The sequence below is a fragment of the Odoribacter splanchnicus DSM 20712 genome, assembly GCF_000190535.1.
Classification (GTDB): Bacteria; Bacteroidota; Bacteroidia; order Bacteroidales; family Marinifilaceae; genus Odoribacter; species Odoribacter splanchnicus.
Map to the genome: position 1 here is coordinate 643,010 of NC_015160.1, position 24,452 is coordinate 667,461.

A 24,452-nucleotide genomic window follows, 5' to 3' on the forward strand; every position below is an offset into this window, starting at 1 on the left:
ATTTAAAGCAAATATAAGAAAAAATAGGCAAATAAAAAATACTGTGTTTGTGAGAGAAAAGATAGCGCAGGGCCCTGTCCCCGCGGGCTATGTTATTTTAAAAATAATTATTTAAATTTACCCCATGTTATAGATCGGGTCTATTGTGAACTCACTCAGTTGTAATTGGTATTTAGTATGAAAAAAGTTGGTGGAAAATTATTGGGATTTGTTTTTGGTGTAGGTATATTGTTTGCTCTTTTGCCAGAGAAACAGGCCGGTGCTCAGGATTTACTTATTAACATTTAATAAAATCGTATGAAAAAAGGAATTTATCTTTTGGGATTAGGAGTCTTGCTGTTGCTGTGTATGGATTTACAGGCAAAAGTACGTCTGCCTCACTTCTTTTCTTCCAATATGGTATTGCAAAGGGATATGCCTATCCGGGTGTGGGGAAAAGCGGATAAGAATGAAGTGATTTCCGTCGCTTTGAATGGAAGTGTGCAAACGGCAAAAACCGGGAAGGATGGAATCTGGAGGGTGGAATTGCCTGCTATGAAAGCCGGGGGACCTTACGACATGCAGATCGAATCCGCAGAGGAGACGATCGGTTTAACCAATATATTGATCGGAGATGTTTGGGTTTGTAGCGGACAATCGAATATGGAGTTCGGTTTGAATAATGTTATAAATGCCGGGCAGGAGATTGCTGCCTCCACTTTGCCGGATATCCGTCTGTTGAATGTTCCGAAAAATATGCAATCGAAGGAGCAGTTCGATCTGGAGCCTTGCGAATGGACTGCCTGTAATCCTCAGACGTCTCCTCTGTTTACGGCTGTCGGTTACTTTTTCGGTAAAGAATTGCAACCCGAAATCGGAGTGCCTGTCGGATTGATTCATACTTCCTGGGGAGGTACCGATATAGAAACCTGGACCAGCTGGGAGACGGCTGTTAAAACCAACGACACTTATAAAAAATATGCCGGAAAGGATCAGGAGAAAGCGATGGGGTATTCGATGGATAATATCAGGTTATATAAAGAAGCCTTGAAAAAAGACAAAGGTTTGGTTCAGAAATGGTATGTTCCGGCTTATAAAACCAAAGGGTGGAAGACGATGGCAGTGCCGAAAGTCTGGGAGGCAGAACTGGCGAACGAAGATGGGATTGTTTGGTTTCGGAAAACCATTGATTTGCCGGCGGGTGTGACAGGAAAAAAAGCCAGAATAAATCTGGGGGCAGTGGATGACGAAGACCTGACCTATGTCAATGGGGTGAAAGTAGGAGAAATGAATTTCTGGATGCCCAACAGGTCTTATGAAATTCCGGCAGGTGTCCTGAAAGGGGGAAATAATGTGATTGCTGTTCGCATTACGGATACCGGCGGCTTGGGAGGAATCCTCGGTAAAGCTGAGGAAGTATACCTGGAAATCGATGGACAGAGATATTCGCTTGCCGGTGATTGGGTGTATAAGCCTTCGGTGGTGACTTCGATGTATAAAGTCAGTGGGATTAGTCCGAATAGCTTCTCTTCCTTGTTGTACAACGGGATGGTGCATCCCTTGATCGGATATGGGATAAAAGGGGTGATCTGGTATCAGGGAGAGAATAATGCGGGCAGAGCTTATCAATATCGTACGTTGTTTCCGGCCATGATAAACGATTGGCGGCAGCAGTGGGGATATGAGTTCCCTTTTCTGTGGGTACAATTAGCTAATTTTATGGCGGTGGAAGATCAGCCGAAAGACAGCGATTGGGCAGAACTTCGTGAAGCACAGAATATGACCCTGAGTTTGCCGAAGACCGGACAAGCCGTTATTACCGATATCGGTGAGGCTTTCGATATTCATCCCAAAAATAAACAGGAGGTGGGGAAACGATTGGCGAAAGCAGCTCTGCAGGTTGCTTACGGACAACCTGTTTTGGGAGAAGGTCCCGTTTATAAGTCTATGAAAGTGGAGGGAGAGAAAGTGATCCTGACATTCGGGAATGTCGGCGACGGATTGACGACCAGCGATCGTAACCGTTATGGGTATGTCAACGGTTTTTCCATTGCCGGAGCTGATCGGAAATTTGTATGGGCAAAGGCTTACATCGATGGGAATAAAGTCGTTGTTTTCAGTGAGAAAGTACCGAATCCGGTAGCTGTCCGTTACGGTTGGAGCAATAATCCTTATGACGACAACCTCGTAAATAGCGCCGGTTTGCTGGCTTCTCCCTTCCGTACAGACCAGTGGAAAGGAATTACCGAAAAATGAGCAGGTTTTTCTGGTTTGACAGAAAAGATCAGTAAAGGCTACGGTTTCTGGTTAGTGCTACGCTGAGTGGTGGAACTTCGTTCCGGGTAAAAAATTCCCTTTCAGAACCGCAGGTTCGCCAATCAGGAGCCTGCAAGGCGACATTGACCAGAAACGAAGTGACACGGATCCATTTAGAGGTGCTCCTTCATCACTTAAGGTTCTTGACGCACTTTATAAACCAATTTAATTCCCGGACTGAATTTTACGGAAGAATCGGTTGGGGGTTGGTATAAAATTTGTTTGCAGGAGGCATGATAGCAAAGGATTGAATAGATAATGAAATATTGACCTGATGAAAGCGATTATTATAACCATAGGGGATGAAATTTTAATGGGACAAATTCTGGACACGAATTCGCAATATATTGCCCGGAGTTTGACCGATATGGGGGTAGAGATTACAGAGATTTTATCGATCCCGGATAAGAGGGACGAGATTTATGAGACGGTGGAATATGCGATGTCTGAGGCGGATTTGATCATCGTAACCGGAGGTTTGGGACCCACGAAGGACGATGTTACTAAAAAGGTACTCGCTGAATATTTCGGTTCACAGTTGAAAATGAACGAGGAAGTATTCGCTCGGCTCGAAGAAATGTTGAAGAGGAGAGGATTGACTATGAACGAAGGAAATCGCTCCCAGGCTTTATTGCCGGATAATTGCCGGATTTTACGTAATGATAAAGGTACAGCTTCGGGAATGTGGTTCGAAAAAGGCTGGAAGTCACTGATCTCTTTACCGGGAGTACCCTTCGAAATGGAACATTTGATCGATACTTCCGTGATGCCGGAATTGAAAAAGAAGTATCCGCATTTACAATTGGAATACCGGATGCTGAAAGTATACGATGTCCCAGAATCCCAATTGGCACAAATGCTGGAAAATTGGGAAGATGCCTTAAAAGAGGGATTGAAATTGGCTTATCTTCCTTCTCCGGGACTGGTGAGATTACGTATTACGGCGAAAGGGGAAAGTGTAAAACACCTGGATGAATGTTACGAAAGCCTGAAAGAAGTATTAAAGGACGTGAGATATGCCGAGGGAGACGACGTTCTGGAGAAACAATTAGGCGAACTGTTGCGTAATAAGAAAGTCACTATGGCCACGGCCGAGAGTTGTACAGGAGGTTACATCGCTCATTTGATCACTTCTATTGCAGGGAGTTCGGATTATTTTAAAGGAAGTGTAGTTTCCTATGCGAATGAGGTGAAAGTAAATGTATTGGGAGTGAATGCCGCAGATTTGGAACGGGAAGGAGCTGTGAGTGAGGCTGTGGTATTACAGATGGCCGAAGGAGTAAGAAAGATCACCGGAGCAGATTATGCGGTGTCGACCTCAGGCGTAGCAGGACCGGGAGGTGGCACGCCGGAGAAACCGGTAGGGACGGTTTGGATCGGAGTAGCGACACCCCGGAAGAGTTATGCAAAATTGTTCACTTTTTCGTTTACCCGCGAAAGGAATATAGCGAAGGCAGCCTCTAAAGCCATGGAAATGTTGCTGGAAGAAGTGAGGGAAAACGAAAAGTAGAAGAGGATATGATGAAGCGACGTTATATGATACCTTTACTGATCCTTGTTGTTTTAGGCATTGCCTATTGGGCAGGCCCCCGGCTACCTCGTACGGAATTGAATACGGACCTACCGGATCTACCGGTTGGAATCGACCGTATCAGTGAGTATGTGCAGGACAGGGAGGCTCGGTTACCGGTGAAGCCCGATAATCAGGGAATCATTTTATGGGGAGATTCGGTTGCTCAGCCTACAACCTACGTATTGCTTTATCTGCATGGATTTACGGCCAGCCGTTTCGAAGGCCAGCCGATCATATCCGATTTTGTAAAAGAATTTAGAGTGAATGCTTATCTTCCCCGGCTGGCGGCCCACGGCTTGCAAGGTACGGAGGCTATGCTCGGTATGACGCCGGCTAATCTTTACAATTCGGCTAAAGAAGCCTTGGTGATCGCTCACAAATTGGGGAAGAAAGTTATTATAATGGGGACATCCACCGGTTGTACGTTAGCTTTGATGTTAGCGGCCGATTTTCCCAGGCTGGTGGATGCCCTGATCTTATATTCACCGAATATTAAAATTAAAAATCCTATGGCCCCCTTGTTGAGCGGTCCCTGGGGATTACAGATCAGCCGGGCCGTACATGGAGGGAAATATGCCGTTTCGGATGATCCGGCAGATAGTGAAGATTGTAAATACTGGTATTGTAAATACCGCTTGGAAGCACAGGTTTATTTACAGCAACTGCTGGATATGAGAATGAACCGACGGGAATTCGAAAAAGTCTCTCAGCCTGTTTTTTTAGGTTATTATTACAAAGATTCCGATCATCAGGATGAGACGATAGAAGTTAAAGCGGCGTTGAACATGTTCGACGAATTAGGAACTCCTAAAGACGAGAAACGGGCCGTTGCTTTTCCGAATGCAGGCGTACACGTTATTGCCTGTGGTTTATCGTCGAAAGCTATTCCTGAAGTCAGACAACAAACTTTCGATTTTGCCCGTCAAGTTTTGGGTATGAAATAATTCTTCCAACACGTTTGTCAATAAATTATACAAGTATTGTCTGTTTTTTTGACAGATTTAAGGTGCTGTTTATTTGATAAATATCTGAATATAAATTTATTAGTTAAATTGGCATGTCGATTGTGGATCTAGGGTAAAATCCATATTCCTATGATCGATATTAAATTATTTGTACGCAACCTGATTCACAATAAGCTTTATTTTGCTATTACGGTTTTGGGATTTGCTATCGCATTGACTTTTGTACTGGTGTTGAGTGTTTATATTCGTCAGGAACTATCGGTAGACCAATTTCATCAAAATAAAGACCGGATTTATCGGGTGGTCGATGAAGAGGGATCGTATTGGGGGGCTGTGATTGGTAGCGAACTGCAAAGTAAATATCCTGAGATCGAATGTTATACAAGGTATTATAATCAGAACTATATGGTAGAAATTCCTCATCAGGAAAAAATCCTGATGCAAACAGCTCTGATCGATTCTTCATTTTTCCGGAGTTGTTTTACTTCTGTCTGGGATTGGCGTAAGCGGTAGGCAGACAAAAGGGTCGCTATCAGTTTGGCATTATCCCAGGGTTTGACGACAAAGTCGGTAGCCCCTTCTTTCACTGTTTTTACGGCCAGTTCGATGTCTGCATAAGCTGTAAATAGGACGACCGGTAGATCGTTGCTTATTTTCCGTATTTCTCCCAGCCAGAAAATACCTTCGTTTCCATTATTTATACCACTGGAAAAATTCATGTCCAACAATACGACATCGATATTTTCCGTTTCCAGCATCGCAGGAATCCGGTTGGGATTACTGATGGTGATCACTTTTTTAAAAGTGCCGCTGAGCAGCATATCGATGGCTGCCAATACACCTTTATTGTCGTCAACAATGAGGATGGTACCTTGTTTTGTCATATGGAAAATTATAGCTATGCAAATATAATAATTATCGACCGGCCTGACTTCCCTAAAAGAATAAAGATAATGAACTCCGGAAGTTTTTCCTGTTCTCCCGGAGGTTGTTTATAGAAAGGGCCGTTGCTTTAATCTTTCACACCACAAGTTTCGGTGACGATCTGCCCGTCGAAAAGATTGATTACCCGATGAGCATAGGAGGCATCGTGCTGGGAGTGAGTCACCATTATGATGGTCGTACCTTCCTGATTCAATTCGGTCAGTAGGTTCATCACTTCCGTACCGTTACGTGAATCCAGGTTACCCGTCGGTTCGTCGGCCAGGATTAATTTGGGACTTGCTACTACGGCACGGGCAATGGCTACACGTTGTTGCTGTCCGCCGGATAATTGCTGCGGAAAGTGCTTGGCCCGGTGGCTGATGTTCATCCGGTCGAGAATATGGGATACAATCTCTTTCTTTTCACTGGCTTTCTTCTTCAGATAGATCAAAGGCAGTTCGACATTTTCATATACATTCAGTTCGTCGATCAGATTGAAACTCTGGAATACGAAACCGATATTTCCTTTACGTACCTGAGTACGCTGTTTCTCTTTTAGGTGTCCTACCTCTTCGCCGTCGAAATAATACTTCCCGTCTGTCGGATTATCCAGCAGGCCGATGATATTCAGTAAGGTTGATTTACCGCAACCGGAAGGGCCCATGATCGCTACGAATTCTCCTTTTTTTACTTCCAGCGAGACGTTATTTAATGCAGTAGTCTCCACTTCTTCCGTGCGGAACACTTTACTTAAATTTTCTATTTTTATCATAAGATTGAAGATTGAATTTTGTATTTCTCTATACTATTATTGTGCCAAATAATTAAGTCGCTTATATTCAATATGTTAATTGTTTTGCTCTTGAATCGGATTGTCTATTTTTTTTACATTGTTGTCTCGTTTTTTTACATATTCAAAATAGAAATCGATGTTATCTATTTGATTAACAGATGATTAATAAATTGGCATATAATTGGTTATTATCCGGTTAAAAAGATATGAATTTTTTATGTTTTCTATTTCATTAAAAATGATTTTTCGTTCCTGGGCGAGAAATAAAATTTATTTTGTAATTTCGATGTTGAGCTTGATTATTGGCTTGACATGTAGTGTTTTATTGATTGGTTTTGTAGCTAACGAGTATAATATAGCTCATGTGGTGAAAGGAGGAGGGCAATGGTATTTATTACAAGAGCAGAACGTATATTATAGTAATGAAGAGGTTATGGCCAACCATACCCTTAATGGAGGGCGTGCCGTCGCTATTCAGCGTTCTTTCCCTGAAGTCGAAGATATCTGTGTGTGCCATGACGATCACAAACAGATTAAAAAGAATAGTGGTGAAACAATACCTTATGCTGCTATTTATGCAGTTACCCCTAATTTCGCCGATTTGTTTCAGCCTGAACTTTTGGCTGGAGATCTGAAAGAGACTTTACGGGATCCTTCGGGTGTAGCTGTTACCCGCTCTTTTGCCCGGAAGAATTTCGGACGCGAAAATATTTTAGGAGAGACGTTGTTGTTAGTGGGCTATAGCCAGTACCTCAAAGATGGACGATTACAAAATGTGGAGGAAGAAAAGGCCTATATGGTAAAAGCGATTGTGGACGACAAAAGCAAAAGTTATCTGCAATATGATTTATTGATCCATTTACCGGAATCCGATTATGCACTTACCCGTGTATCCTGGGTGAATAGCTATTATAGCTTTCTGAAACTGGGGAAAGAGGGCCGGAAAGATAAACTGGAAAAAAAACTGAATCAGGACGAGACCTATCGGAAACAATACGATATTCAGGGAAAACAACAGTTAAGACCGTTGAGTCAGGTGTATTTTTCGGGTGATCAGCAAATCGGTTTTATTAAATCGCGCGATCGGGTTGCCCTGTATTTAGCCGGAAGTATCGCTATCGCTATTCTGGTGATTGCTTGCTTCAACTATATCAACATCAGTATGACGAAATCATTGCAACGCCTTAAAAATACCAACCAGCAAATGATTTTCGGAGCGACCGGACAGGAAATACGTGGCCAATTGATAGCAGAAACTTCGATACAGGCCGCTATTGCTTTGGTTATCGCTGTTTTACTGATCAAGGGGTGCTTGCCCGCTTTCAATCGATTTATGAAAGCAGACCTGGTTTTGAGCGATTTGGTAGAAGGGATTTCGGGAGGATTGATGTTGATTTTACTGGTTATAGTTATTTTGGGACCTTCTTTGTATATTTTTTCAAGGATCGGCAAAAATTCACTGAACGATATGATGAAAACCGGATTGGTGCAACGTCCTAAATTGGTTACGGGAATGGTGGTGGCACAATTCGTTATTTCGGTCGTATTGGTCGTTATGGTGTTGGGAATCGCACAACAAATGGATTACGTGGGACATGTCCGTCCGGATAGTGACCGGATCCTGAGTTTATATGCAAACCATCCGGAGGGCGGACAATGGAAACAATTTACCGGACAGTTGCAGGTGATTCCTGAAGTTGAAGATTATACTTCCAGCGATATATTGAGTTGCGGGGCTTTCTCTGCCAGAGGAATAAGTGCGATGCTTATGGGGGGAGATGAGCGTTTTCTACCGTTCTTCGGACTGAAATTAGTGAAGGGAAAAGGATTCTCTCCCTCGGCGCCTAACGATGCTGTATTGGTGAACGAAGCATTTGTAAAAAAAATGGCGATTCAGGAACCGGTGAATTATCGGTTGGTATGTAATGGTGAGCATTTAATTGTCGGGGTTGTCGAGGATTTTGTTATCGATAACCTGAGTCGACAGATTCAACCCCTTTTAATCGAATATAATTCCACTTCATACAACACTTTGGTAAAGATAAAGGAAGGAAGTATGTCGGTGGCTATTCAAAAAATAAAGGAGTTATGGAAAAAAATTTCGGGAGATGAGGAAGGATTAAAATTTCGGACTATGGCCGGAATGTATGAGGATCTGCACCAAGAGGAGCAGAGGGTGTTGCAAATGGTCGTACTTTTTTCATGGATCAGTTTGTTCCTGACTGCTTTGGGATTATTCGGTTTAGCCTGGTATTCGGTGGAAAGCCGGATGAAGGAAATCGGTTTGCGTAAGATCAATGGGGCTACACAAAGACAAGTTGTCGGATTGTTGTGTATCCGCTTTATCAAGTGGATCGCTATCGCGTTGGCGATCGGATTACCGATGGCGTTATACCTGATCGAACAATGGAGAATGCAGTATGCATTCCGGCCACAACTGACTGTCTGGATATTTATCGCAGCAGCTTTTATCGTGCTGGCCGTGGGGATACTTACGGTAATCTGGCAATCCTGGAAAGCGGCCCGGGTAAATCCCGCAAAAATTATAAAAACGGATTGAGTTGTAATATTATAAGTTTTCAATCGTCTTAGAGATTAGAGGCGGGAAATTGAACAGACTTTTGGGATGCCTTTGATGCGAAGTTTTGGACTAACCATTTAAATAGAAAACTATGCGTAAAATTTTATTCTTTTTATTCGTATGCTGGGGGACGATCGGTATGGGCGTAGCCCAGGAACAAGTGAAAATTTCCCGTTTCCAGGGAGAGCGGGTTACGGGATTGGATATTTCCGGGGCATTCGATATTACAATCCGGCAAGGAGAGGATACAGGTGTCACATTGAGTATTCCGTCTCATTATGAAGATAATCTGGTGTTTGAAAATTGGGGAGGAACGGTAAAGGTTGGCTTTAAAGGCCGGATTAAGAAACATTCTAAAAATGAAAAATTTACAGCTGAAATCGTCTGTTCCTCCCTGGAAGAAGTGCTGCTTAGTGGGGCATGTAAATTGAAAGGAACGGGTGATTTTACGGCTCAAACGGTAAAATTTGACTTGAGCGGAGCAGCTACGGCTGTTTGGGATGGTAATTTCAAGGTGGTAAAGATCGGAAAGATCGATTTGTCAGGGGCTTCACAACTACAGTTGAATGTTGAGGTTCCTGAGGTTGAGGTAGAAATTAGCGGGGCTGCAAAGCTGGCCTTGACAGGAGAGGCAGATAGCGGGGAGATCGAATTATCGGGGGCGTCGAAAGCGAATCTGGAAAATTTCGTTTTGAAAAATCTGGCTTTGGCTACTTCAGGGGCTTCAAATGCGTCGGTAAATGTAACCGAAACGCTCGGAGTAGAAGCTTCGGGAGCTGCTCATGTCAGTTATTCGGGCAATCCCAAGGTGACCTCTCACGTTTCGGGTGCTGCTTCATTGAAACAACGGTAAGACGATAAATGAAAAAGAAACCCTCTGATCGGTCTGTATAAAATCGAGAGTTTACCGATCAGAGGGTTTTGTTTTACCGTCGGGGGATGTTGCTTATCTGCAATACCGGCGTACGTAAGTTCCGGCACTCTGAATCCCTAAGCTTTGGGCCTTTCGCCAGTCTTTACAGGCTTCTGTTTTCTTTCCTGTTTTATAATAAGCTATGCCCCGGTTTGCATAAATAGCCCCGTTATCAGGGTTCAATTTTAAGGCATAAGTGAAATCCGGGATAGATTTACTACATTCGTTGATCTTCAGATAACAACTGGCTCTGTTTTGGTAGTAAGCATAGACCAATCCGAAATCTTCTCCGTTTTTCTGAGCATATTTGATAGCCAGGCTATATTCAGCGATCGCTTTTTGAAAATTGTTTTCGTTTTGATAAATGTTACCTAGATAATAACAGATTTCATCGTCTTCTTCGAATATAGCTTTAGCCTTAATTAAATACTGTTTTAAGATAGAGATTTGATTGGTATGGGAACAGGCTGTGTTCAGGGACAAATACATTTCCCGGATTTTGGGCTCTAAACGAATGGCTGCCAAAAGTTTCTGTACGGCATCGGTATAATTACCGTTTTCAATGTCTTCATTAGCTGAATTTAAGAGTTCGACGGGTTTGTTTACCGCATTAATATCCATTTGTCCAAGTACCAGCCTACTTGTGGTCATAAAAAAGATAAGGAAGAGATTGAATTTCTTCATATACAAATGTAAATTTAGTTAGTAGTGGTTATTGTTCATTCACGCTTTCAAAAATAATAAAATTCGCCAAGAAAGTCATAATTTTCCTAAAAATATCTAGTTTATTTGTTAAGAATGTAACAAATAAATACACTGGAAGTTTTTTTTATACCAGGGAAATCGTTCGGAAAGGAAAGATTTGTGTTCTTTCTGATCGCTATTTCGTTTATAAAATCGCCCCTGCAACACTTTTTACAGTTGCAGGGGCGACCGGTCGGAAGTTCCACGAAAGGGGAATTTTGCAGGGAACTATAAACTTAATAAATTTTCAGCGACGAAGGGAGTGACTTTACAAACTGCCTTACAGGCCGAGTGTCTGAAGCCCTTGCTGGAAATAAATATCTTTGGGTATTCCTGCCTGGGCGATACGATCCAGATCTTTTTGAAGGATAGAGGAAACTATTCCTTTGGTTGCAATTAGCTGGCTGGCTTTGTCGTAGTCGCCGTCTCCTTCGAGGGTGATGTATTCACCGGCGATGATTTCGATGTCTTTTTTCATTTTTTCAAAATCTATCGTATAATATCCCTTGTCTGTATCCCGGGTAATAGCCCCGCTTTCAATAAAATGGGCAAATTGCATCATATTGGCTTTTCCATGGGCACTGGCAGCGCCGAAACGGCAGGAACGGAAAATACCGGCGATAAAGGTTACATAGTTATCCATCAGGTCTTTATTCTGAATCACTCCCCACTCCGCGAGTTTGGTGATGCAGAATAACCCCAGGATATCTGCCTTTCCTTCTTCGATAGAAGTATAATTATCCTTTAGAGCACCCCGGACATCCTGGTTGCCTTGCAAGGTATACTTTACGCCGAGGCCATGGGCTACTTCATGAAACATCGTATTTTCAAAAAAAGCGTCGAAACGAATGTGTTTTTGTTGTTCCGGGTCGATGACGAGTCGGGCGATAGGCACTACCATTTTGTCGAATTTGGCTTGCATGGAATTTTTTAGTTGCAGTTTCCGGCTTCCTTTGGCTGCATGTACACGGGGATCGTTAGGTAGGTTTATGGCGATATTTTTACTACCGGCATTGCAATCACCGGCATAATAAATGACGTCGTAAGCGTTCATATCCGGATTTGCGTTGGCTTTCTCTTTTTTGTAAGCTGCGGGTACAGGGAGATTCTCCTGTAGTTTAGGAAGATATTGGGCATATAAAGAGAGTTTTTTACTCCAATCTTTATCTTTTACCAGGATCTGTCCCGAGTGAGAGGCTTTGTATCCGAACAGAGCGTCTTCATAGGTTTCGATAGGACCGATAACAATGTCTAACGTATTGTCTTTCATATCCATCCACGCCAGGTCACTTTTCAGATAATCATCGGTCAGCAAGGCTTCGGAACGGAGAGTCAGATAGTTGCGCAGACCTTCGTCTTCAGCTAGCTGCGCTGCCTGTTTTAAAAGAGAAGCGGCTTTTCTGATTTGTTCGGGATAAGCTTCGTGGTAAGGGATTACTTTCAATGCTCCTTTATCATCCCTGCGAACGATGCTGTACCAGTCGTTTTTACGCGGGTCCTGAAGAGCTTCGAATTCTGATTTGGTCATATCCTGAGGGTAGAAATTGGCACCGAGAGGTTTAGGACCGGCAGTTTCGAGAAAGGGCCGGTTGGCGTCGAGCCTATCCCAGGGACCGTAGTTGATGGAAAGGTATTTGAGCAGGGCAGGGTCTGTAATACCCTCGAAAAGTTGTTCTTTATCTCCGTAGGCTGTCTGCCAGTAGATCGCTTCCATCTGATCGGCAGCTTCGATAAGCAGAGGGAGCATTTGCTTTTCTTTTTCCGTTAGTTTACTCAAATCGGTAGTCAGGGGAAATTCAGCATATTGATCTGCTAATTCCTGATAGGGGGAGGCGGTCCGATCGGAAGCTTTTTTAGCTTCTTTGCAGGCTCCTAGAAGGAGGAGGGTAGCTAATAAGAAAGTTATTCTTCTCATATTTTCTCTATATTTAATGGTTTATTATATTTCTGTTCAATTCTCCGATCAATAGAGCTTTATCGAATAAGAGAATTCCTTCGGAAGCAACGACGATATACCGGCTACCGACTACGTATAGGGCAGAACCGAACAAACTGGAATCGATGGTTTCAAGCGTTACCAATCTAAGGTTTTCCCCGAACTCGGAAAGCGTGAGAGCAACGGAATCTATTGGCTGATTCAGGTCGGTGCGGGTGACTGGATAGCCTTGTTCTGTTTTCATCGGTTCGGTTGTTAGCCGAAGAGGCTACTTGGCCGAAAATCTTCCGGTTGATAGCCTCTTCAGATTGATTATTTTTACTTCAGCCATTTATCCAGCCATGCTTTAAAGGTCCGCTGCCAGAGAATGCCGTCCTGACAGCCGGTTACCCAGTGGCATTCGTTGGGGAAATAGAGGAATTGAGCCGGAACTCCGCGCATGCGTGCAGCATTGAAAGCCGCCATTCCTTGAGATACGTCGATCCGGAAATCTTTCTGACCATGGATGACTAAAATAGGAGTATCCCAATTACCGACGAACAAATCCGGCGAATTGGCGAAGGTACGCTGAGCTATTTTGTTATCCTTTTCCCAGGGAGCACCACCCATATCCCAGTTGGCGAACCACATTTCCTCGGTCGTATTGTATTGCATTTTTAAGTCGAAAATCCCACAGTGTGCAATAAATGCTTTGAAACGTTTATCGTGATGGCCGGCTAAATAATATACCGAATATCCCCCGTAAGAGGCCCCTACACATCCGAGCCGGTTTTCATCGATATAAGGTTCTTTTTTAGCTTCGTCGATAGCGGAAAGGTAATCCTTGATGTTCTGACCGGAATAATCCCCGCTGATTTGTTCCAGCCATTCCTGGCCGAATCCCGGCAGACCACGGCGGTTGGGAGCTACAATAATATAACCGTTCGCAGCCATCTGCTGGAAGTTCCAGCGATAACTCCAGAATTGACTGACTGTACTCTGAGGACCGCCTTCACAATACAGGATGGCCGGATATTTCCGATTAGGATCGAAATGCGGAGGATATATCATCCATACCAACATGTCTTTATTATCCGTTGTTTTGATCCACCGTTTTTCTACTTTTCCCATAGTCAATTGGTCCAGAATAGGTTTATTGACAAATGATAATTCCTCGTCTTTGCCTGTAGCCGGATCCACTTTGTAGATTTCGGCCGGTTTACTCATAGACACTTTGGTGGCAAGTAACATTTTTCCGGTCGGAATCACGGAAGTATAATTGTGAACTCCATCGGTATGTTTGGTGATTCTTCCGGTCGGAATATCCAGAGAGTAAATTTCATCGGTAGCATGCCAGTCGGAGATAAACCAGATGGTATTATCGTCTCCCCATTTCAGGCCTTCTGCGTTCTGGTCGAAACCTTCGCTGAAATCATTTTTTTCTCCGGTGGTCAGATCCATGACATAGAGACGGATTTTATCCGCTTCATAGCCTTCCCGTTCCATACTTTCCCAAGCCATGTACCGGCCATTGGGAGAGATGACCGGATTCTTGTCATATCCCATCATGCCTTCGGTCAGGTTGACAGTTTCCCCGTTCTCCGTATTATAGGCATACAGATCGGTATTCGTAGATTCGGCATAGTCGATACCGATCTTTTTGCGACAGGTATAAATTAGTTTTTTCCCGTCTTTCGTCCAGGCCAATTGTTCTACACCTCCCCAGGGACGCACCGGAGATTCCCAACGTTCACCTTCCATGATGTCTTTTCCGGTAGTAATCGGTTGTGCCGGCACGTAATCGGCTATAAAAAGATGGGTGTAAGCATCTACCCAATCGTTCCAATGGCGGTAAAATTGATCGTCGACGATGCGGGCTTTCGCTTTGGGTAGATCAGGATGCAGGTCCTGTACCGTGGGTTCGAGCTGTACATCTTTCAGATAAACGATCTTAGACATATCGGGTGCATAGACGTATCCGTTGATTCCGTCCGGTATATCGGTTACCTGGCGGGGATTACTGCCGTCGGGATTCATTTCCCAAAGCTGCCCTTTGGCCAGGTAAGTAATGAATTTACCATCCGGTGTCCATCCCGCGTCCGATTCGTTGTAGTCGGTATCGGTGAGACGGGTGGTTTGGCCCTCCGGCAGATTCATCAGGTATAAATCGCTATACCCCCGGTCTTCTTCTTTATTGAAATAAGTAATATCGTATACGGCTTTACTACCGTCCGGCGATACGCTAACGTTTCCGATTCTTCCGAAAGACCAAAGTACTTCAGGAGTCATGACGTCGGAGGAAAGTTTTATTGCGGGGGGAGTATACCCTTTTTGATTTTGAGAATTGTCGTTTGGTACATGACAAGCCATACAAGACAATAAAATAAGTGATGGAATGATCGATTTTTTCATAGTTATAAATAATGAAATATACAAGGACCGATCTTGATTTTGTTTATAAAGTCATTGCACACCCTACGCGCCCTTTTTTCAGGGCTACAGCGGTCATTCGTTTTCATAACTTTTGTAACCTCTGTAACCCTTGTAACTTCTATAACTTTAGTAATCCGACCGGCACACACGCTTAATTGTCTGTCTCTTCATTTGCAGATTCCGCTAATTCCGGTTCATCTGTTTTGCCATTGAAGGTGGCGACAATTTTTTGTTTCAGCTCTTCAGCCAGTTCCGGATTGTCCATGATCAATTGTTTCACCGTTTCCCGTCCTTGGCCCAGTTTGTTTTCACCATACGAGAACCAGCTACCGCTTTTTTTGATTACGTTACACTCTACCCCCAGATCGACAATTTCTCCGGAGAGAGAGATGCCTTCACCGTACATGATGTCGAATTCTGCTTTCCGGAATGGAGGCGCAACTTTGTTTTTCACGACTTTCACCCGGGTATGGTTGCCCAGAATTTCTTCGCCGTCTTTGATCGGGCCGATTTTACGAATATCCAAACGTACGGAAGAATAGAATTTCAGGGCATTTCCACCGGTCGTGGTTTCGGGATTTCCGAACATCACTCCGATCTTATCCCGCAACTGGTTGATAAAAATACAACAAGTATTGGTTTTACTGATCGTGCTGGTCAGTTTGCGTAATGCCTGTGACATCAGGCGGGCCTGTAAGCCCATGACACTGTCTCCCATGTTACCTTCTATCTCGGCTTTAGGGGTCAGAGCAGCGACAGAGTCGATCACGATGATATCTATGGCTGCCGAGCGGATCAGCTGATCTGCAATTTCCAGGGCTTGTTCACCGTTATCCGGCTGTGAAATAAACAAATTTTCGACGTCTACACCTAATTTCTCCGCATAAGAACGGTCGAAAGCATGTTCGGCATCGATGATTGCCGCTATACCTCCCTGTTTTTGGGCTTCGGCAATAGCATGAATAGCTAATGTCGTTTTACCGGAAGATTCCGGTCCGTAAATTTCGATGACCCGGCCTTTGGGATATCCACCAACACCTAATGCTTTATCGAGTGCAATGGAACCCGAAGGAATTACCGGAATGTTCTCTACCTGATTGTCGCCAAGCTTCATGATACTTCCTTTTCCGAAGTTTTTTTCAATCTTGTCGAGAGTCAGTTGGAGCGCTTTCAGTTTTTCAAGATTCGTTTCTTTTAATGCCATAATATTTGTTTAGTTACTGAGTTTCTGAGTTTCTGAGTTTCTAAGTTTCTGAGTTGAATTTTGATTCATTTCTTTAATATCTGTTCTGCTGCATTTTTGGTATTTACCTTAGTGATGACTCTTTCGATGATTCCTTGCTCATCGATGATAAAAGTGGTCCGAAGGACGCCCATATATTTTCGTCCGTACATGGATTTTTCAGCCCATACTCCATAGTCTTCTAAGATTTTTTTATCCGTATCGGCTATCAGATTGAAAGCTAAATTGTATTTGGCGATGAACTTTTGGTGTGAACCGGCGGAGTCCGGGCTAATCCCGACCACTTCATATCCTTGTGCAGTCAGCGTGTCATAATTGTCGTTCAGGCTGCAAGCTTCGGCCGTACATCCGGAAGTGTTATCCTTCGGATAAAAATAAAGGACTAATTTTTTACCTTTGAAATCTTCTGAGGTGATTTCTTTACCATCCTGGTTTATGCCTTTGAAAAAAGGCGCTTTATCTCCTTCTTTTAGCGATGTCATGATATCTTGGGATTTTAATGCTATATTACAAAAGTAGCGATTTTTTGCTGAATTCCGATATTTTTTATTCAATAATGTGATTCTGTTTTAGCCATAGAAATAGAACAAATGTTACGGCTACTGAAATAAATTGCAAGCCAGTACAATACGAAAAATAATATGAACCCGGAAAAAGAAGAAAAAGAAGGTTTCTATGTCCGAAGAAGAACTGTTTTTGATGAGAAAGCTTTATCTTTGGAAGATGAATGAAAAACCATTTTAAAACTTATTTAATCTGTCATGATGGAGTTTATCGATTCTTATAATTTAACCGGACTTGTGATCGGAATCAGTACTTTTTTAATCATAGGCTTGTTTCATCCGGTAGTGATCAAATGTGAATATTATTTCGGAACGCGTTGTTGGTGGATATTCCTGATTTTCGGTGTTTTAGGCATCATTTCGTCTTTGTATGTCCGGCAAGTCTTGTGGTCGTCTTTATTGGGGGTTTTCGCCTTTTCTTCTTTTTGGACGATCCTGGAGGTCTTCGAACAAAAAGGAAGGGTAAAGAAGGGATGGTTTCCGATGAATCCGAAACGGAAAAAGGAATATGAATCATGAAAAAAATAATTCGGTGTTTTTATGGAAGAGGTTTTAAAACAATTGAATGAGCTGTGCCGGGATACGCTGGTTGACAATTTGGGTATGGTATTTACTGCGGCCGGGGAAGGATGGCTGGAAGCCAGGATGCCTATCGACCGGCGTACCTGTCGTCCGGACGGAGCTTTACACGGTGGTGCTAATATGGCTTTGGCCGAGACGGTCGGAGGAGCTTTGAGTTCTATGTCGGTTCCGCCCGAAAACCGTTTCCACGTATTCGGTATCGAGGTGAATGGAAACCATATGAAACAGGCACAAGGAGGATATGTCGTCGCTAAGGGTACTTTTATTCATCAGGGAAAACGTACCCACGTCGTTCAGGTCGAAATACGGGACGAATACGGAACACTGGTAACGGTCAACCGGGTGACGAATATGATTGTCTGAGGAGTGATTTGCACAATATGATTTCTTTTTACATCCATTAAAAAAACATGGCATAAAAGTTGATAATTTTTTTACGGGAAAATAAAAATTAGTGTTCCATTAAAAACAATTTAAGTATGAAAAGATTATTTATTTTCGGGGTATGCGCCCTCGTGGTGCTGTGCATGGCCTCTTGTTATCCGGAAGGACCGGATTATGTCCATGAAAAGGACATTGCTTTGACTCATTATGATGAAAAAGCGGATTTTTCTACTTTAAAAACATTCGTTATTCCGGATTCTGTCGTGTATGTACGGGGAGATTCTAATGCGACGGGATTGGCTAACGAATTGAAGGAGGAGATACTTTCTCTGGTAAAGCAAAATTTCGAAGCGTATAATTACCAGCTGCTGACAGACGAGGAAGCTGAAGCTCAGACGCCTGATTTTGTCGTAACGGTAACTGCTTTTGCAACTCCGACTTTCAGCTACAATTCCTGGGGAAACTATTGGGGCTGGTATCCCGGTTGGGATTGGTTCGGCTGGGGAGGAGTCTGGGGTGGTTGGTATCCTTGGTATCCCTGGTATAGCGGAGGATATTATTATGCTTATGACAAAGGTACGGTGGTTATCGATATGCTGGATGCGAAAAAGGCCGATAAAGAAACCAAACGGGTACCGGTATTGTGGACAGGGATGGTCGATGGTATCCTGGCCGGAAATCAGAACTATCTTGCCGAACGCCTGGAGAAAAATATCAACCAGTGTTTTATTCAATCCCCTTATCTGAAAACGACTAAATAAAGAAAGCGATGAAAAAGATTATAATGATACTATTGGTTGTGTTCGGCCTGGGTGTTGGAAGCCGGGCACAGGCTCAGATGCTGAATCTAAATTATCAGATGTCCTTACCTTTGGGCGATCAGCATGATTTTATCTCTAAAATGAGTTTTCGTGGGTTTTCCATGGATTATCACTATTTCCTGAGCGAGCGTCTGGCGGTCGGTGCCAGCCTGGGATGGAATACTTTGTATAAGCATCTGGATTATGCAACCGGTCATTTTACCATGAACGGGGAGAAAGTGACCATCTCCGGGGACCAGTTCAGATACCTGAACGTTGTACCCCTGATGGCCAGTGTCCGTTATTTTTTTACGGATGGAGATGCTGTCCTGCTACCATATGCCGGTATCGGTATCGGAACCAACTGGGCTGAAATGCGGCTGGAAGTGGGAGACCTGCTGGCTAAAGAAAAAGGCTGGCAGTTCGCTTTTGCCCCTGAAGTCGGAGTAGTGGTACCTTTCTCCGAATCGGTCGGATTGAATGTGGGGGCACAATACCGCTACAGTGTAAAAGCCAGTGGCTTACCCACGCTTCAGGATCTCGGTATTAAAGTCGGGTTATCTTTTAACTGGTAAATAAATGGTTGTCCATAAAGTCAAGTACTTTAATGGACAACCTTTCTTTTTATTCCAGTTTATAGTCCCATTGTTTCAAGGCATAATCCCAATGTTTTTCGACTAATTCGACGGTTCGGGTTTCGTATTTATAAGCGTTTTTCTTGTAGCCTTTTTTCTTGTCTAAATAAGCCGCAATGTCTGCTTTGGCGGCTTCAAAACCCGGAATAGCAAGTGTCCGGTAAATCTTTTCGGTCATCGCCAGGGCATCCGCCTCGAAATCTTCGAATTTTATTTCGATCAGATTACCTGCCGGGATCAGCTTTTTATCTTCTTCATATTTCCGATACAAACGGGTATATACTTCGAGGATGTTTTTTTCCAGTTCCTCCGGAGAAATTTTCTGCAATTGCAAAGGGATGATGGTATTCGTGAAAAAACTCCGGGTAGATTCGAATACCGTATAAGGATTCCGCATCAAATAGATAAATTTGGCATTGGGGAACATTTCCAGGATTTCTTTCACCTTGCCGGTATGCGGGGGATTCTTGCTGAGAAATTGGCTGCCCTGGGTATTCCAGAGGGAGATTTTAATCAGTTTCAGGAATGTCTCCCTGAACATCCGGTGTTCTTCGGGAGTAGCTGTTTTCATGGTCAGAAACCGGTCACAATATTCCAGCATATTCTGAGGCAAAAACCAGAAATCATAATAGGAGCAAGGCATCATATTGGATAAGGCAAACTCTTCCTCCTGAGGCAAGTCGACGTTGAGCTCCATGTTATCGGTAGGGCGTTTGTCCGGCATTAACCACGCCATCGTTTTCTTAAACATCGGCTGTCCCCACATCATCATATGGGGAAAAACGGTTTGATAGGTCGTCGTATAACCGAAATGTTTATCATGAGCCAATACATTGTGAACAAAGGTGGTACCACTACGCCAGTGCCCTAGAATAAAAACCGGCTCCATGTTGATCGCCTGATCTTTCAGGCGTTTGTCGTATCTCCGGTCCTGTATCGGTTTCAGGCAACTCAATAACCGACAGATGGCTTTGGTCAATTGATATTTCGTTTTATATCCTTTCCCGATCGTTTGTCCTTGTGTGATTCCTTTAAAAGTTTTCCAGTCTGCACCCACCAAAGTATTTACCGGAAGTTTTTGAAATTCTAGTACACCCATTTCGATAAAATATATGCTCTTTTATATCGCCTAACTGATTTATTTATTGAATTATTTTCACCGTAATCCCTTGACGGTCGAGTTCCTTGGCCACTTTTTCGATGGCTGTAAAGTGTTCGCTGCCGATGCCCAGTTTCGAAAGACTGATTTCCGGAATTTCCAATTCCTGCATGTCTTTCCTTTCGACTTTATCGATAATCATACCGACAGCACAGGTATTGTTGGTAATCGGATCGATCAGAATAAAAGCGCCTGTGTTTTTATTTTGGGGATAAGGATCGAAAAATAAAGGTTTACCTGTCGTGAAAATGACACGTGCAATTTCATTCAATTCCAAGGCGTCTGCGGCAGATTGTTCTAAAGTATTCACATTTACTTTATACCGGATTTTATCGATCTTGGCCCGGGTCAGATTCGTAGTATGTTTAATAAAGAATTGTTCTTCCGGATCCATTTTCTTCTCATCCATCCATACCAGCATGGCTTCGAAATTGCGGGAAATAATCGGGAGATTGTCCGGATGTACGAGCATTTCTCCCCGGGAGATATCGATTTCGTCTTCGAGGGTCACCGTTATGGCCTGCGGCGGAAAAGCGAAATCCAGTTCTCCGTCGTAAGTGACGATCGATTTGACCCGTGAACGCTTCATAGAAGGCAGTGCGACCACTTCATCTCCTTTACGAATGATACCTGAAGCAACCGTACTGCTGAATCCCCGGAAGTCGAGGTTGGGACGCATGACATATTGTACGGGATAACGGAGATCTGCAAAGTTTTTATCGCTTCCTATATGTACCGTTTCCAGATATTCCAGTAATGGTTTTCCGGTATACCACGACATATTCTCCGATGCTTCTACGACATTATCTCCTTTTAATGCCGAGAGTGGGATACAGGTAATGTCGGGTATTCCCAGGGGTTCTGCAAACTGACGGTATTCCGTTACGATCCGGTCGAATACCTGCCGGTCGTATCCAACGAGGTCCATTTTATTCACAGCCAGAACAACATGTTTGATTCCCAGCAAGGAAACTAAATAAGTATGCCGGCGTGTTTGGGTGATAACGCCTGAGCGGGCGTCTACCAGAATGATGGCCAGATTGGCCGTCGAACCTCCTGTAATCATGTTACGGGTATACTGTTCGTGTCCCGGAGTGTCGGCAATGATGAATTTCCGCTTGTTCGTAGAAAAATAACGGTAAGCCACGTCTATCGTTATACCTTGTTCACGTTCAGCCTTCAGGCCGTCGAGCAGGAGGGCATAATCGATATCGTCTCCTGCATTACCGTAACGTTTGGTATCTCTTTCGAGGGCATCCAGCTGATCTTCGTATAATTTTTTACTATCGAAAAGCAAACGACCGATCAGGGTCGATTTGCCGTCATCTACCGATCCGGCTGTCAATAATCTCAACAGATCTTTCTTTTCGTCCTGATCCAGGAACTCTTTTATATTTAGTTTCTCCATGATTTTAATCTTTATCGCTTTTCGCCTTAAAAGTATCCCTCTCTTTTCTTTTGTTCCATACTGGCATCCTGGTCGAAATCGATTACCCGGGTGGTCCGTTCGGATTTGGTGGTGGTCATCATTTCTTCTACGATTTTTTCAATCGTGTCGGCTTCCGATTCGACAGCTCCGGTCAATGGCCAGCATCCTAAGGTACGGAAACGTACTTTCCGCATCCGGATCTTATCCCGGTATTGTTCCGGTAAGCGTTCGTCGTCGGGCATGATCAGGTTACCGTCGATTTCGACGATGGGACGTTCTTTGGCAAAATACAAAGGTACGATAGGAATATTTTCCATGCGGATGTATTGCCAGATATCCAATTCCGTCCAATTAGACAGCGGGAATACCCGGATCGATTCGCCTTTATGAACCCGGGCATTGTATAAATTCCATAATTCAGGACGCTGGTTTTTAGGATCCCATTGATGAAATTTATCCCGGAAGGAATAAATACGTTCTTTGGCCCGTGATTTCTCTTCATCGCGGCGTGCACCACCGAAAGCGGCATCGAACTTGTATTTACTGAGCGCCTGCAATAAAGCCTGGGTCTTCATCAGATCGGTATGTACTTTACTACCGTGTGTGAAAGGACCTACCCCTTCCTGGAAACCTTTCATATTGGATTCGACGATCAGGTCCCAGTTATTTTCCCGGGCATATTTATCGCGAAATTCGATCATTTCTTTGAATTTCCACTTCGAATCGATATGCATCAAAGGGAAAGGTACTTTCCCCGGATAAAAAGCTTTTTCAGCTAAACGGACCATGACGGAAGAGTCTTTACCGATAGAATAGAGCATAACCGGATTTTCAAACTCAGCGACAACCTCACGGATAATATGGATAGACTCGGCTTCCAGTTCTTTCAAATGACTTAATTTATATTCTGACATTGTTTTATGTGCTAATGCTAATAGGCGGATTTACTCCAGCCGTTGGCAAAGTTTATTCATTTTGCAAAAATAGTCGTATCCTGATTCAAAAGCATCAGTATTTTTACCGAAATTCATTTCCGGTTATTTTCGGAGAAACGGCTTCCAATAAAATTTTCACCGAATCGGCTAAGGATTGCCGTGAGGTGTCGATCGAAATAAACGGATGTTCCGGGGCTTCGAAAGGCGATGAAATACCGGTGAATTCCTTGATTTCACCCCGACGGGCCTTGGCATACAAACCTTTGACATCCCGTCGCTCACATTCTTCGATGGGCGTACTGACATATACTTCCAGAAAATCATCCTCACCGATAATTTCAGAAGCCATCCGGCGGATAGCATGGGTAGGACTGATAAAAGCAGCGATGGTCACGATACCGCAATCGACGAATAATTTGGAAACTTCTGCTATGCGACGAATATTTTCCGTTCGGTCGGCTTCCGAAAAACCCAGGTTATTATTGATGCCACTGCGGATATTGTCTCCATCCAGGATACGGCAGAGTATACCTTGTTTATATAATTCCCCTTCCAGGGCAATGGCTAATGTGCTTTTACCGGAACCGGACAATCCGGTAAACCAGATCATAATGCCTTTTTGTTTCAATAAAGCTTCGCGGTCTTTCCGCTGTAACATTTTTTCAAAAATCGGATAAATATTTTCTGCCATATAAACTTAGTTACTGATTTACACCACAATTTCAGTATTTCATATTTCCTGTTTGTTTTATTTTACAATAAACCAGGGATTTAATAGATCTTCTTTGTTGTAGGCCAAGGGAGTGCACCCATCCTGGTGATATAATTCTTTTCCGGCAGCCTTTGCGATAGCATGACCTGCAGCGGTATCCCATTCCATGGTCGGAGCAAAACGGGGGTAAATGTCAGCAGTTCCTTCTGCTACCAGGCATATTTTAATCGAACTACCGATAGAAGTCAGTTTGACTTCTCCGTGTTCTTTTTTTAATTCATCGATAAAATTCTCTGTATCGGAACTCATGTGCGATCTTGAAGCCACAACGGTATAAACCGGATCTTCGCGGTCCAGAGGCAGACGCCGGGCTTGATTTTCCAGTGCGTCGAAATCCATATCCGGGGAATATTCCGGATGATCGGCCCGATAAGCTCCGTTTCGGATCGTTCCGTAGTACAGGATTTTTTTTACCGGAATATAAATTACCCCTAAGGCAGGACGTCCGCCGTAAACGAGAGCTATATTGACAGTGAACTCGCCGTTCCGTTTGATAAATTCTTTTGTACCGTCCAAAGGGTCGACGATCCATACCGTTTGCCATTGTTTACGAATAGCATAGGCTGTGGCCTTGTTTTCTTCGCTGATAACCGGATAAGGCGTATTTTTCAACTGTTTCAGGATAATCTCGTTGGATACCCGGTCGGCAATAGTCAGCGGAGAATGATCCGCTTTGTGTTCGATTTCGAAATCCGAAGCCGGATCGTCGTATATGTCTAATATAGCCTTACCAGCTTGCAATGCTGCTGTTATAGCCGTCTGTAGTAATGAATTCATAGTATTTTCTGCATGCCTGGCAAAGGTATCAAATTTT

At 43.5% G+C, this 24,452-nt stretch carries 22 protein-coding genes and 1 pseudogene; 10 read left to right on the top strand and 13 right to left on the bottom strand.

What is annotated here, in order from left to right; translation table 11 throughout:
- Positions 1–297 precede the first annotated feature (297 nt).
- The 4 genes from ODOSP_RS02670 (at position 298) to ODOSP_RS02685 (ending at position 5,346) form a co-directional block, all read left to right on the top strand.
- A complete protein-coding gene (locus tag ODOSP_RS02670; protein WP_013610868.1) occupies positions 298–2,235 on the top strand; it encodes a sialate O-acetylesterase in 1,938 nt (645 codons plus the stop codon).
- A 334-nt stretch (positions 2,236–2,569) separates the two neighbouring features.
- The gene (locus ODOSP_RS02675) at positions 2,570–3,805 is read left to right on the top strand and encodes a competence/damage-inducible protein A (RefSeq protein WP_013610869.1); all 1,236 of its coding nucleotides are present in this window, start codon (positions 2,570–2,572) and stop codon (positions 3,803–3,805) included.
- Between the two features lie 8 nt (positions 3,806–3,813).
- Complete coding sequence (locus ODOSP_RS02680; protein WP_013610870.1) at positions 3,814–4,812, top strand: alpha/beta hydrolase; 999 nt, start codon at positions 3,814–3,816, stop codon at positions 4,810–4,812.
- Positions 4,813–4,962: 150 nt separating this feature from the next.
- Complete coding sequence (locus ODOSP_RS02685; RefSeq protein ID WP_013610871.1) at positions 4,963–5,346, top strand: ABC transporter permease; 384 nt, start codon at positions 4,963–4,965, stop codon at positions 5,344–5,346.
- Here ODOSP_RS02685 and ODOSP_RS02690 read toward each other — a convergent pair.
- Positions 5,328–5,717 (bottom strand): annotated as a pseudogene (locus ODOSP_RS02690) (response regulator); the annotation flags it as partial. The gene ODOSP_RS02685 and the pseudogene ODOSP_RS02690 sit on opposite strands and share 19 nt — an antisense overlap.
- A gap of 128 nt (positions 5,718–5,845) precedes the next feature.
- A complete protein-coding gene (locus ODOSP_RS02695; protein WP_013610873.1) occupies positions 5,846–6,529 on the bottom strand; it encodes an ABC transporter ATP-binding protein in 684 nt (227 codons plus the stop codon).
- A 307-nt stretch (positions 6,530–6,836) separates the two neighbouring features.
- Between ODOSP_RS02695 and ODOSP_RS02700 the strand changes: the two genes are divergently transcribed.
- Positions 6,837–9,110 carry an ABC transporter permease gene (locus ODOSP_RS02700; RefSeq protein ID WP_167535981.1) on the top strand — a complete coding sequence of 758 codons (2,274 nt, stop codon included), beginning with the start codon at positions 6,837–6,839 and terminating at the stop codon, positions 9,108–9,110.
- A 112-nt stretch (positions 9,111–9,222) separates the two neighbouring features.
- A complete protein-coding gene (locus tag ODOSP_RS18640) occupies positions 9,223–9,984 on the top strand; it encodes a GIN domain-containing protein (protein ID WP_013610875.1) in 762 nt (253 codons plus the stop codon).
- A gap of 93 nt (positions 9,985–10,077) precedes the next feature.
- On the opposite strand, the gene ODOSP_RS02710 is transcribed toward ODOSP_RS18640, so the two are convergent.
- From ODOSP_RS02710 to bcp, 6 genes are all read right to left on the bottom strand, one after another.
- Positions 10,078–10,728 carry a tetratricopeptide repeat protein gene (locus tag ODOSP_RS02710; RefSeq protein ID WP_013610876.1) on the bottom strand — a complete coding sequence of 217 codons (651 nt, stop codon included), beginning with the start codon at positions 10,726–10,728 and terminating at the stop codon, positions 10,078–10,080.
- A 340-nt stretch (positions 10,729–11,068) separates the two neighbouring features.
- Positions 11,069–12,703 carry a dipeptidyl-peptidase 3 family protein gene (locus ODOSP_RS02715; protein ID WP_013610877.1) on the bottom strand — a complete coding sequence of 545 codons (1,635 nt, stop codon included), beginning with the start codon at positions 12,701–12,703 and terminating at the stop codon, positions 11,069–11,071.
- Positions 12,704–12,716: 13 nt separating this feature from the next.
- Complete coding sequence (locus tag ODOSP_RS02720; RefSeq protein ID WP_013610878.1) at positions 12,717–12,968, bottom strand: hypothetical protein; 252 nt, start codon at positions 12,966–12,968, stop codon at positions 12,717–12,719.
- Positions 12,969–13,042: 74 nt separating this feature from the next.
- Positions 13,043–15,115, bottom strand: coding sequence for a S9 family peptidase (locus tag ODOSP_RS02725; protein ID WP_013610879.1), 2,073 nt, complete (start codon positions 15,113–15,115; stop codon positions 13,043–13,045).
- Between the two features lie 172 nt (positions 15,116–15,287).
- The gene (recA, locus tag ODOSP_RS02730; RefSeq protein WP_013610880.1) at positions 15,288–16,340 is read right to left on the bottom strand and encodes a recombinase RecA; all 1,053 of its coding nucleotides are present in this window, start codon (positions 16,338–16,340) and stop codon (positions 15,288–15,290) included.
- Positions 16,341–16,405: 65 nt separating this feature from the next.
- Positions 16,406–16,861 (bottom strand): thioredoxin-dependent thiol peroxidase, encoded by a 456-nt coding sequence (bcp, locus tag ODOSP_RS02735; RefSeq protein ID WP_013610881.1) that lies wholly within the window; start codon positions 16,859–16,861, stop codon positions 16,406–16,408.
- A 282-nt stretch (positions 16,862–17,143) separates the two neighbouring features.
- Between bcp and ODOSP_RS02740 the strand changes: the two genes are divergently transcribed.
- The 4 genes from ODOSP_RS02740 (at position 17,144) to ODOSP_RS02755 (ending at position 19,283) form a co-directional block, all read left to right on the top strand.
- Positions 17,144–17,461 carry a DUF4491 family protein gene (locus tag ODOSP_RS02740; RefSeq protein ID WP_041557153.1) on the top strand — a complete coding sequence of 106 codons (318 nt, stop codon included), beginning with the start codon at positions 17,144–17,146 and terminating at the stop codon, positions 17,459–17,461.
- 21 nt (positions 17,462–17,482) lie between these two features.
- Positions 17,483–17,887 carry a PaaI family thioesterase gene (locus ODOSP_RS02745; RefSeq protein WP_013610883.1) on the top strand — a complete coding sequence of 135 codons (405 nt, stop codon included), beginning with the start codon at positions 17,483–17,485 and terminating at the stop codon, positions 17,885–17,887.
- Between the two features lie 116 nt (positions 17,888–18,003).
- Positions 18,004–18,669 (top strand): DUF4136 domain-containing protein, encoded by a 666-nt coding sequence (locus ODOSP_RS02750; RefSeq protein WP_013610884.1) that lies wholly within the window; start codon positions 18,004–18,006, stop codon positions 18,667–18,669.
- An 8-nt stretch (positions 18,670–18,677) separates the two neighbouring features.
- Positions 18,678–19,283, top strand: a complete 606-nt coding sequence (locus ODOSP_RS02755; protein ID WP_013610885.1) for an outer membrane beta-barrel protein — start codon at positions 18,678–18,680, stop codon at positions 19,281–19,283.
- Between the two features lie 49 nt (positions 19,284–19,332).
- Here the strand turns inward: ODOSP_RS02755 and ODOSP_RS02760 are convergent, their stop codons facing one another.
- From ODOSP_RS02760 to cysQ, 5 genes are all read right to left on the bottom strand, one after another.
- On the bottom strand, positions 19,333–20,442 hold the full coding sequence (locus ODOSP_RS02760) for a sulfotransferase family protein (RefSeq protein ID WP_013610886.1): 1,110 nt from the start codon (positions 20,440–20,442) through the stop codon (positions 19,333–19,335).
- A 43-nt stretch (positions 20,443–20,485) separates the two neighbouring features.
- On the bottom strand, positions 20,486–21,925 hold the full coding sequence (gene cysN, locus ODOSP_RS02765) for a sulfate adenylyltransferase subunit CysN (protein WP_394800188.1): 1,440 nt from the start codon (positions 21,923–21,925) through the stop codon (positions 20,486–20,488).
- Between the two features lie 11 nt (positions 21,926–21,936).
- The gene (gene cysD / locus ODOSP_RS02770; RefSeq protein ID WP_013610888.1) at positions 21,937–22,845 is read right to left on the bottom strand and encodes a sulfate adenylyltransferase subunit CysD; all 909 of its coding nucleotides are present in this window, start codon (positions 22,843–22,845) and stop codon (positions 21,937–21,939) included.
- Positions 22,846–22,948: 103 nt separating this feature from the next.
- Complete coding sequence (gene cysC, locus ODOSP_RS02775; RefSeq protein WP_013610889.1) at positions 22,949–23,557, bottom strand: adenylyl-sulfate kinase; 609 nt, start codon at positions 23,555–23,557, stop codon at positions 22,949–22,951.
- A gap of 57 nt (positions 23,558–23,614) precedes the next feature.
- The gene (cysQ, locus tag ODOSP_RS02780; RefSeq protein WP_013610890.1) at positions 23,615–24,415 is read right to left on the bottom strand and encodes a 3'(2'),5'-bisphosphate nucleotidase CysQ; all 801 of its coding nucleotides are present in this window, start codon (positions 24,413–24,415) and stop codon (positions 23,615–23,617) included.
- Positions 24,416–24,452: the final 37 nt, after the last annotated feature.

What these genes read in the sequence shown, in the direction of transcription:
- cysD (WP_013610888.1), bottom strand. Translation starts at nt 22,845, where the DNA reads ATGTCAGAATATAAATTAAGTCATTTGAAAGAACTGGAAGCCGAGTCT.
- ODOSP_RS02695 (WP_013610873.1), bottom strand. Translation starts at nt 6,529, where the DNA reads ATGATAAAAATAGAAAATTTAAGTAAAGTGTTCCGCACGGAAGAAGTG.
- ODOSP_RS02745 (WP_013610883.1), top strand. Translation starts at nt 17,483, where the DNA reads ATGGAAGAGGTTTTAAAACAATTGAATGAGCTGTGCCGGGATACGCTG.
- bcp (WP_013610881.1), bottom strand. Translation starts at nt 16,861, where the DNA reads ATGACATCGCTAAAAGAAGGAGATAAAGCGCCTTTTTTCAAAGGCATA.
- cysQ (WP_013610890.1), bottom strand. Translation starts at nt 24,415, where the DNA reads ATGAATTCATTACTACAGACGGCTATAACAGCAGCATTGCAAGCTGGT.
- ODOSP_RS02715 (WP_013610877.1), bottom strand. Translation starts at nt 12,703, where the DNA reads ATGAGAAGAATAACTTTCTTATTAGCTACCCTCCTCCTTCTAGGAGCC.
- ODOSP_RS02750 (WP_013610884.1), top strand. Translation starts at nt 18,004, where the DNA reads ATGAAAAGATTATTTATTTTCGGGGTATGCGCCCTCGTGGTGCTGTGC.
- ODOSP_RS02740 (WP_041557153.1), top strand. Translation starts at nt 17,144, where the DNA reads ATGGAGTTTATCGATTCTTATAATTTAACCGGACTTGTGATCGGAATC.
- ODOSP_RS02675 (WP_013610869.1), top strand. Translation starts at nt 2,570, where the DNA reads ATGAAAGCGATTATTATAACCATAGGGGATGAAATTTTAATGGGACAA.
- ODOSP_RS02710 (WP_013610876.1), bottom strand. Translation starts at nt 10,728, where the DNA reads ATGAAGAAATTCAATCTCTTCCTTATCTTTTTTATGACCACAAGTAGG.
- recA (WP_013610880.1), bottom strand. Translation starts at nt 16,340, where the DNA reads ATGGCATTAAAAGAAACGAATCTTGAAAAACTGAAAGCGCTCCAACTG.
- ODOSP_RS02725 (WP_013610879.1), bottom strand. Translation starts at nt 15,115, where the DNA reads ATGAAAAAATCGATCATTCCATCACTTATTTTATTGTCTTGTATGGCT.
- ODOSP_RS02685 (WP_013610871.1), top strand. Translation starts at nt 4,963, where the DNA reads ATGATCGATATTAAATTATTTGTACGCAACCTGATTCACAATAAGCTT.
- ODOSP_RS02670 (WP_013610868.1), top strand. Translation starts at nt 298, where the DNA reads ATGAAAAAAGGAATTTATCTTTTGGGATTAGGAGTCTTGCTGTTGCTG.
- ODOSP_RS02720 (WP_013610878.1), bottom strand. Translation starts at nt 12,968, where the DNA reads ATGAAAACAGAACAAGGCTATCCAGTCACCCGCACCGACCTGAATCAG.
- ODOSP_RS02680 (WP_013610870.1), top strand. Translation starts at nt 3,814, where the DNA reads ATGATGAAGCGACGTTATATGATACCTTTACTGATCCTTGTTGTTTTA.
- ODOSP_RS02755 (WP_013610885.1), top strand. Translation starts at nt 18,678, where the DNA reads ATGAAAAAGATTATAATGATACTATTGGTTGTGTTCGGCCTGGGTGTT.
- ODOSP_RS02700 (WP_167535981.1), top strand. Translation starts at nt 6,837, where the DNA reads ATGTTGAGCTTGATTATTGGCTTGACATGTAGTGTTTTATTGATTGGT.
- ODOSP_RS02760 (WP_013610886.1), bottom strand. Translation starts at nt 20,442, where the DNA reads ATGGGTGTACTAGAATTTCAAAAACTTCCGGTAAATACTTTGGTGGGT.
- ODOSP_RS18640 (WP_013610875.1), top strand. Translation starts at nt 9,223, where the DNA reads ATGCGTAAAATTTTATTCTTTTTATTCGTATGCTGGGGGACGATCGGT.
- cysC (WP_013610889.1), bottom strand. Translation starts at nt 23,557, where the DNA reads ATGGCAGAAAATATTTATCCGATTTTTGAAAAAATGTTACAGCGGAAA.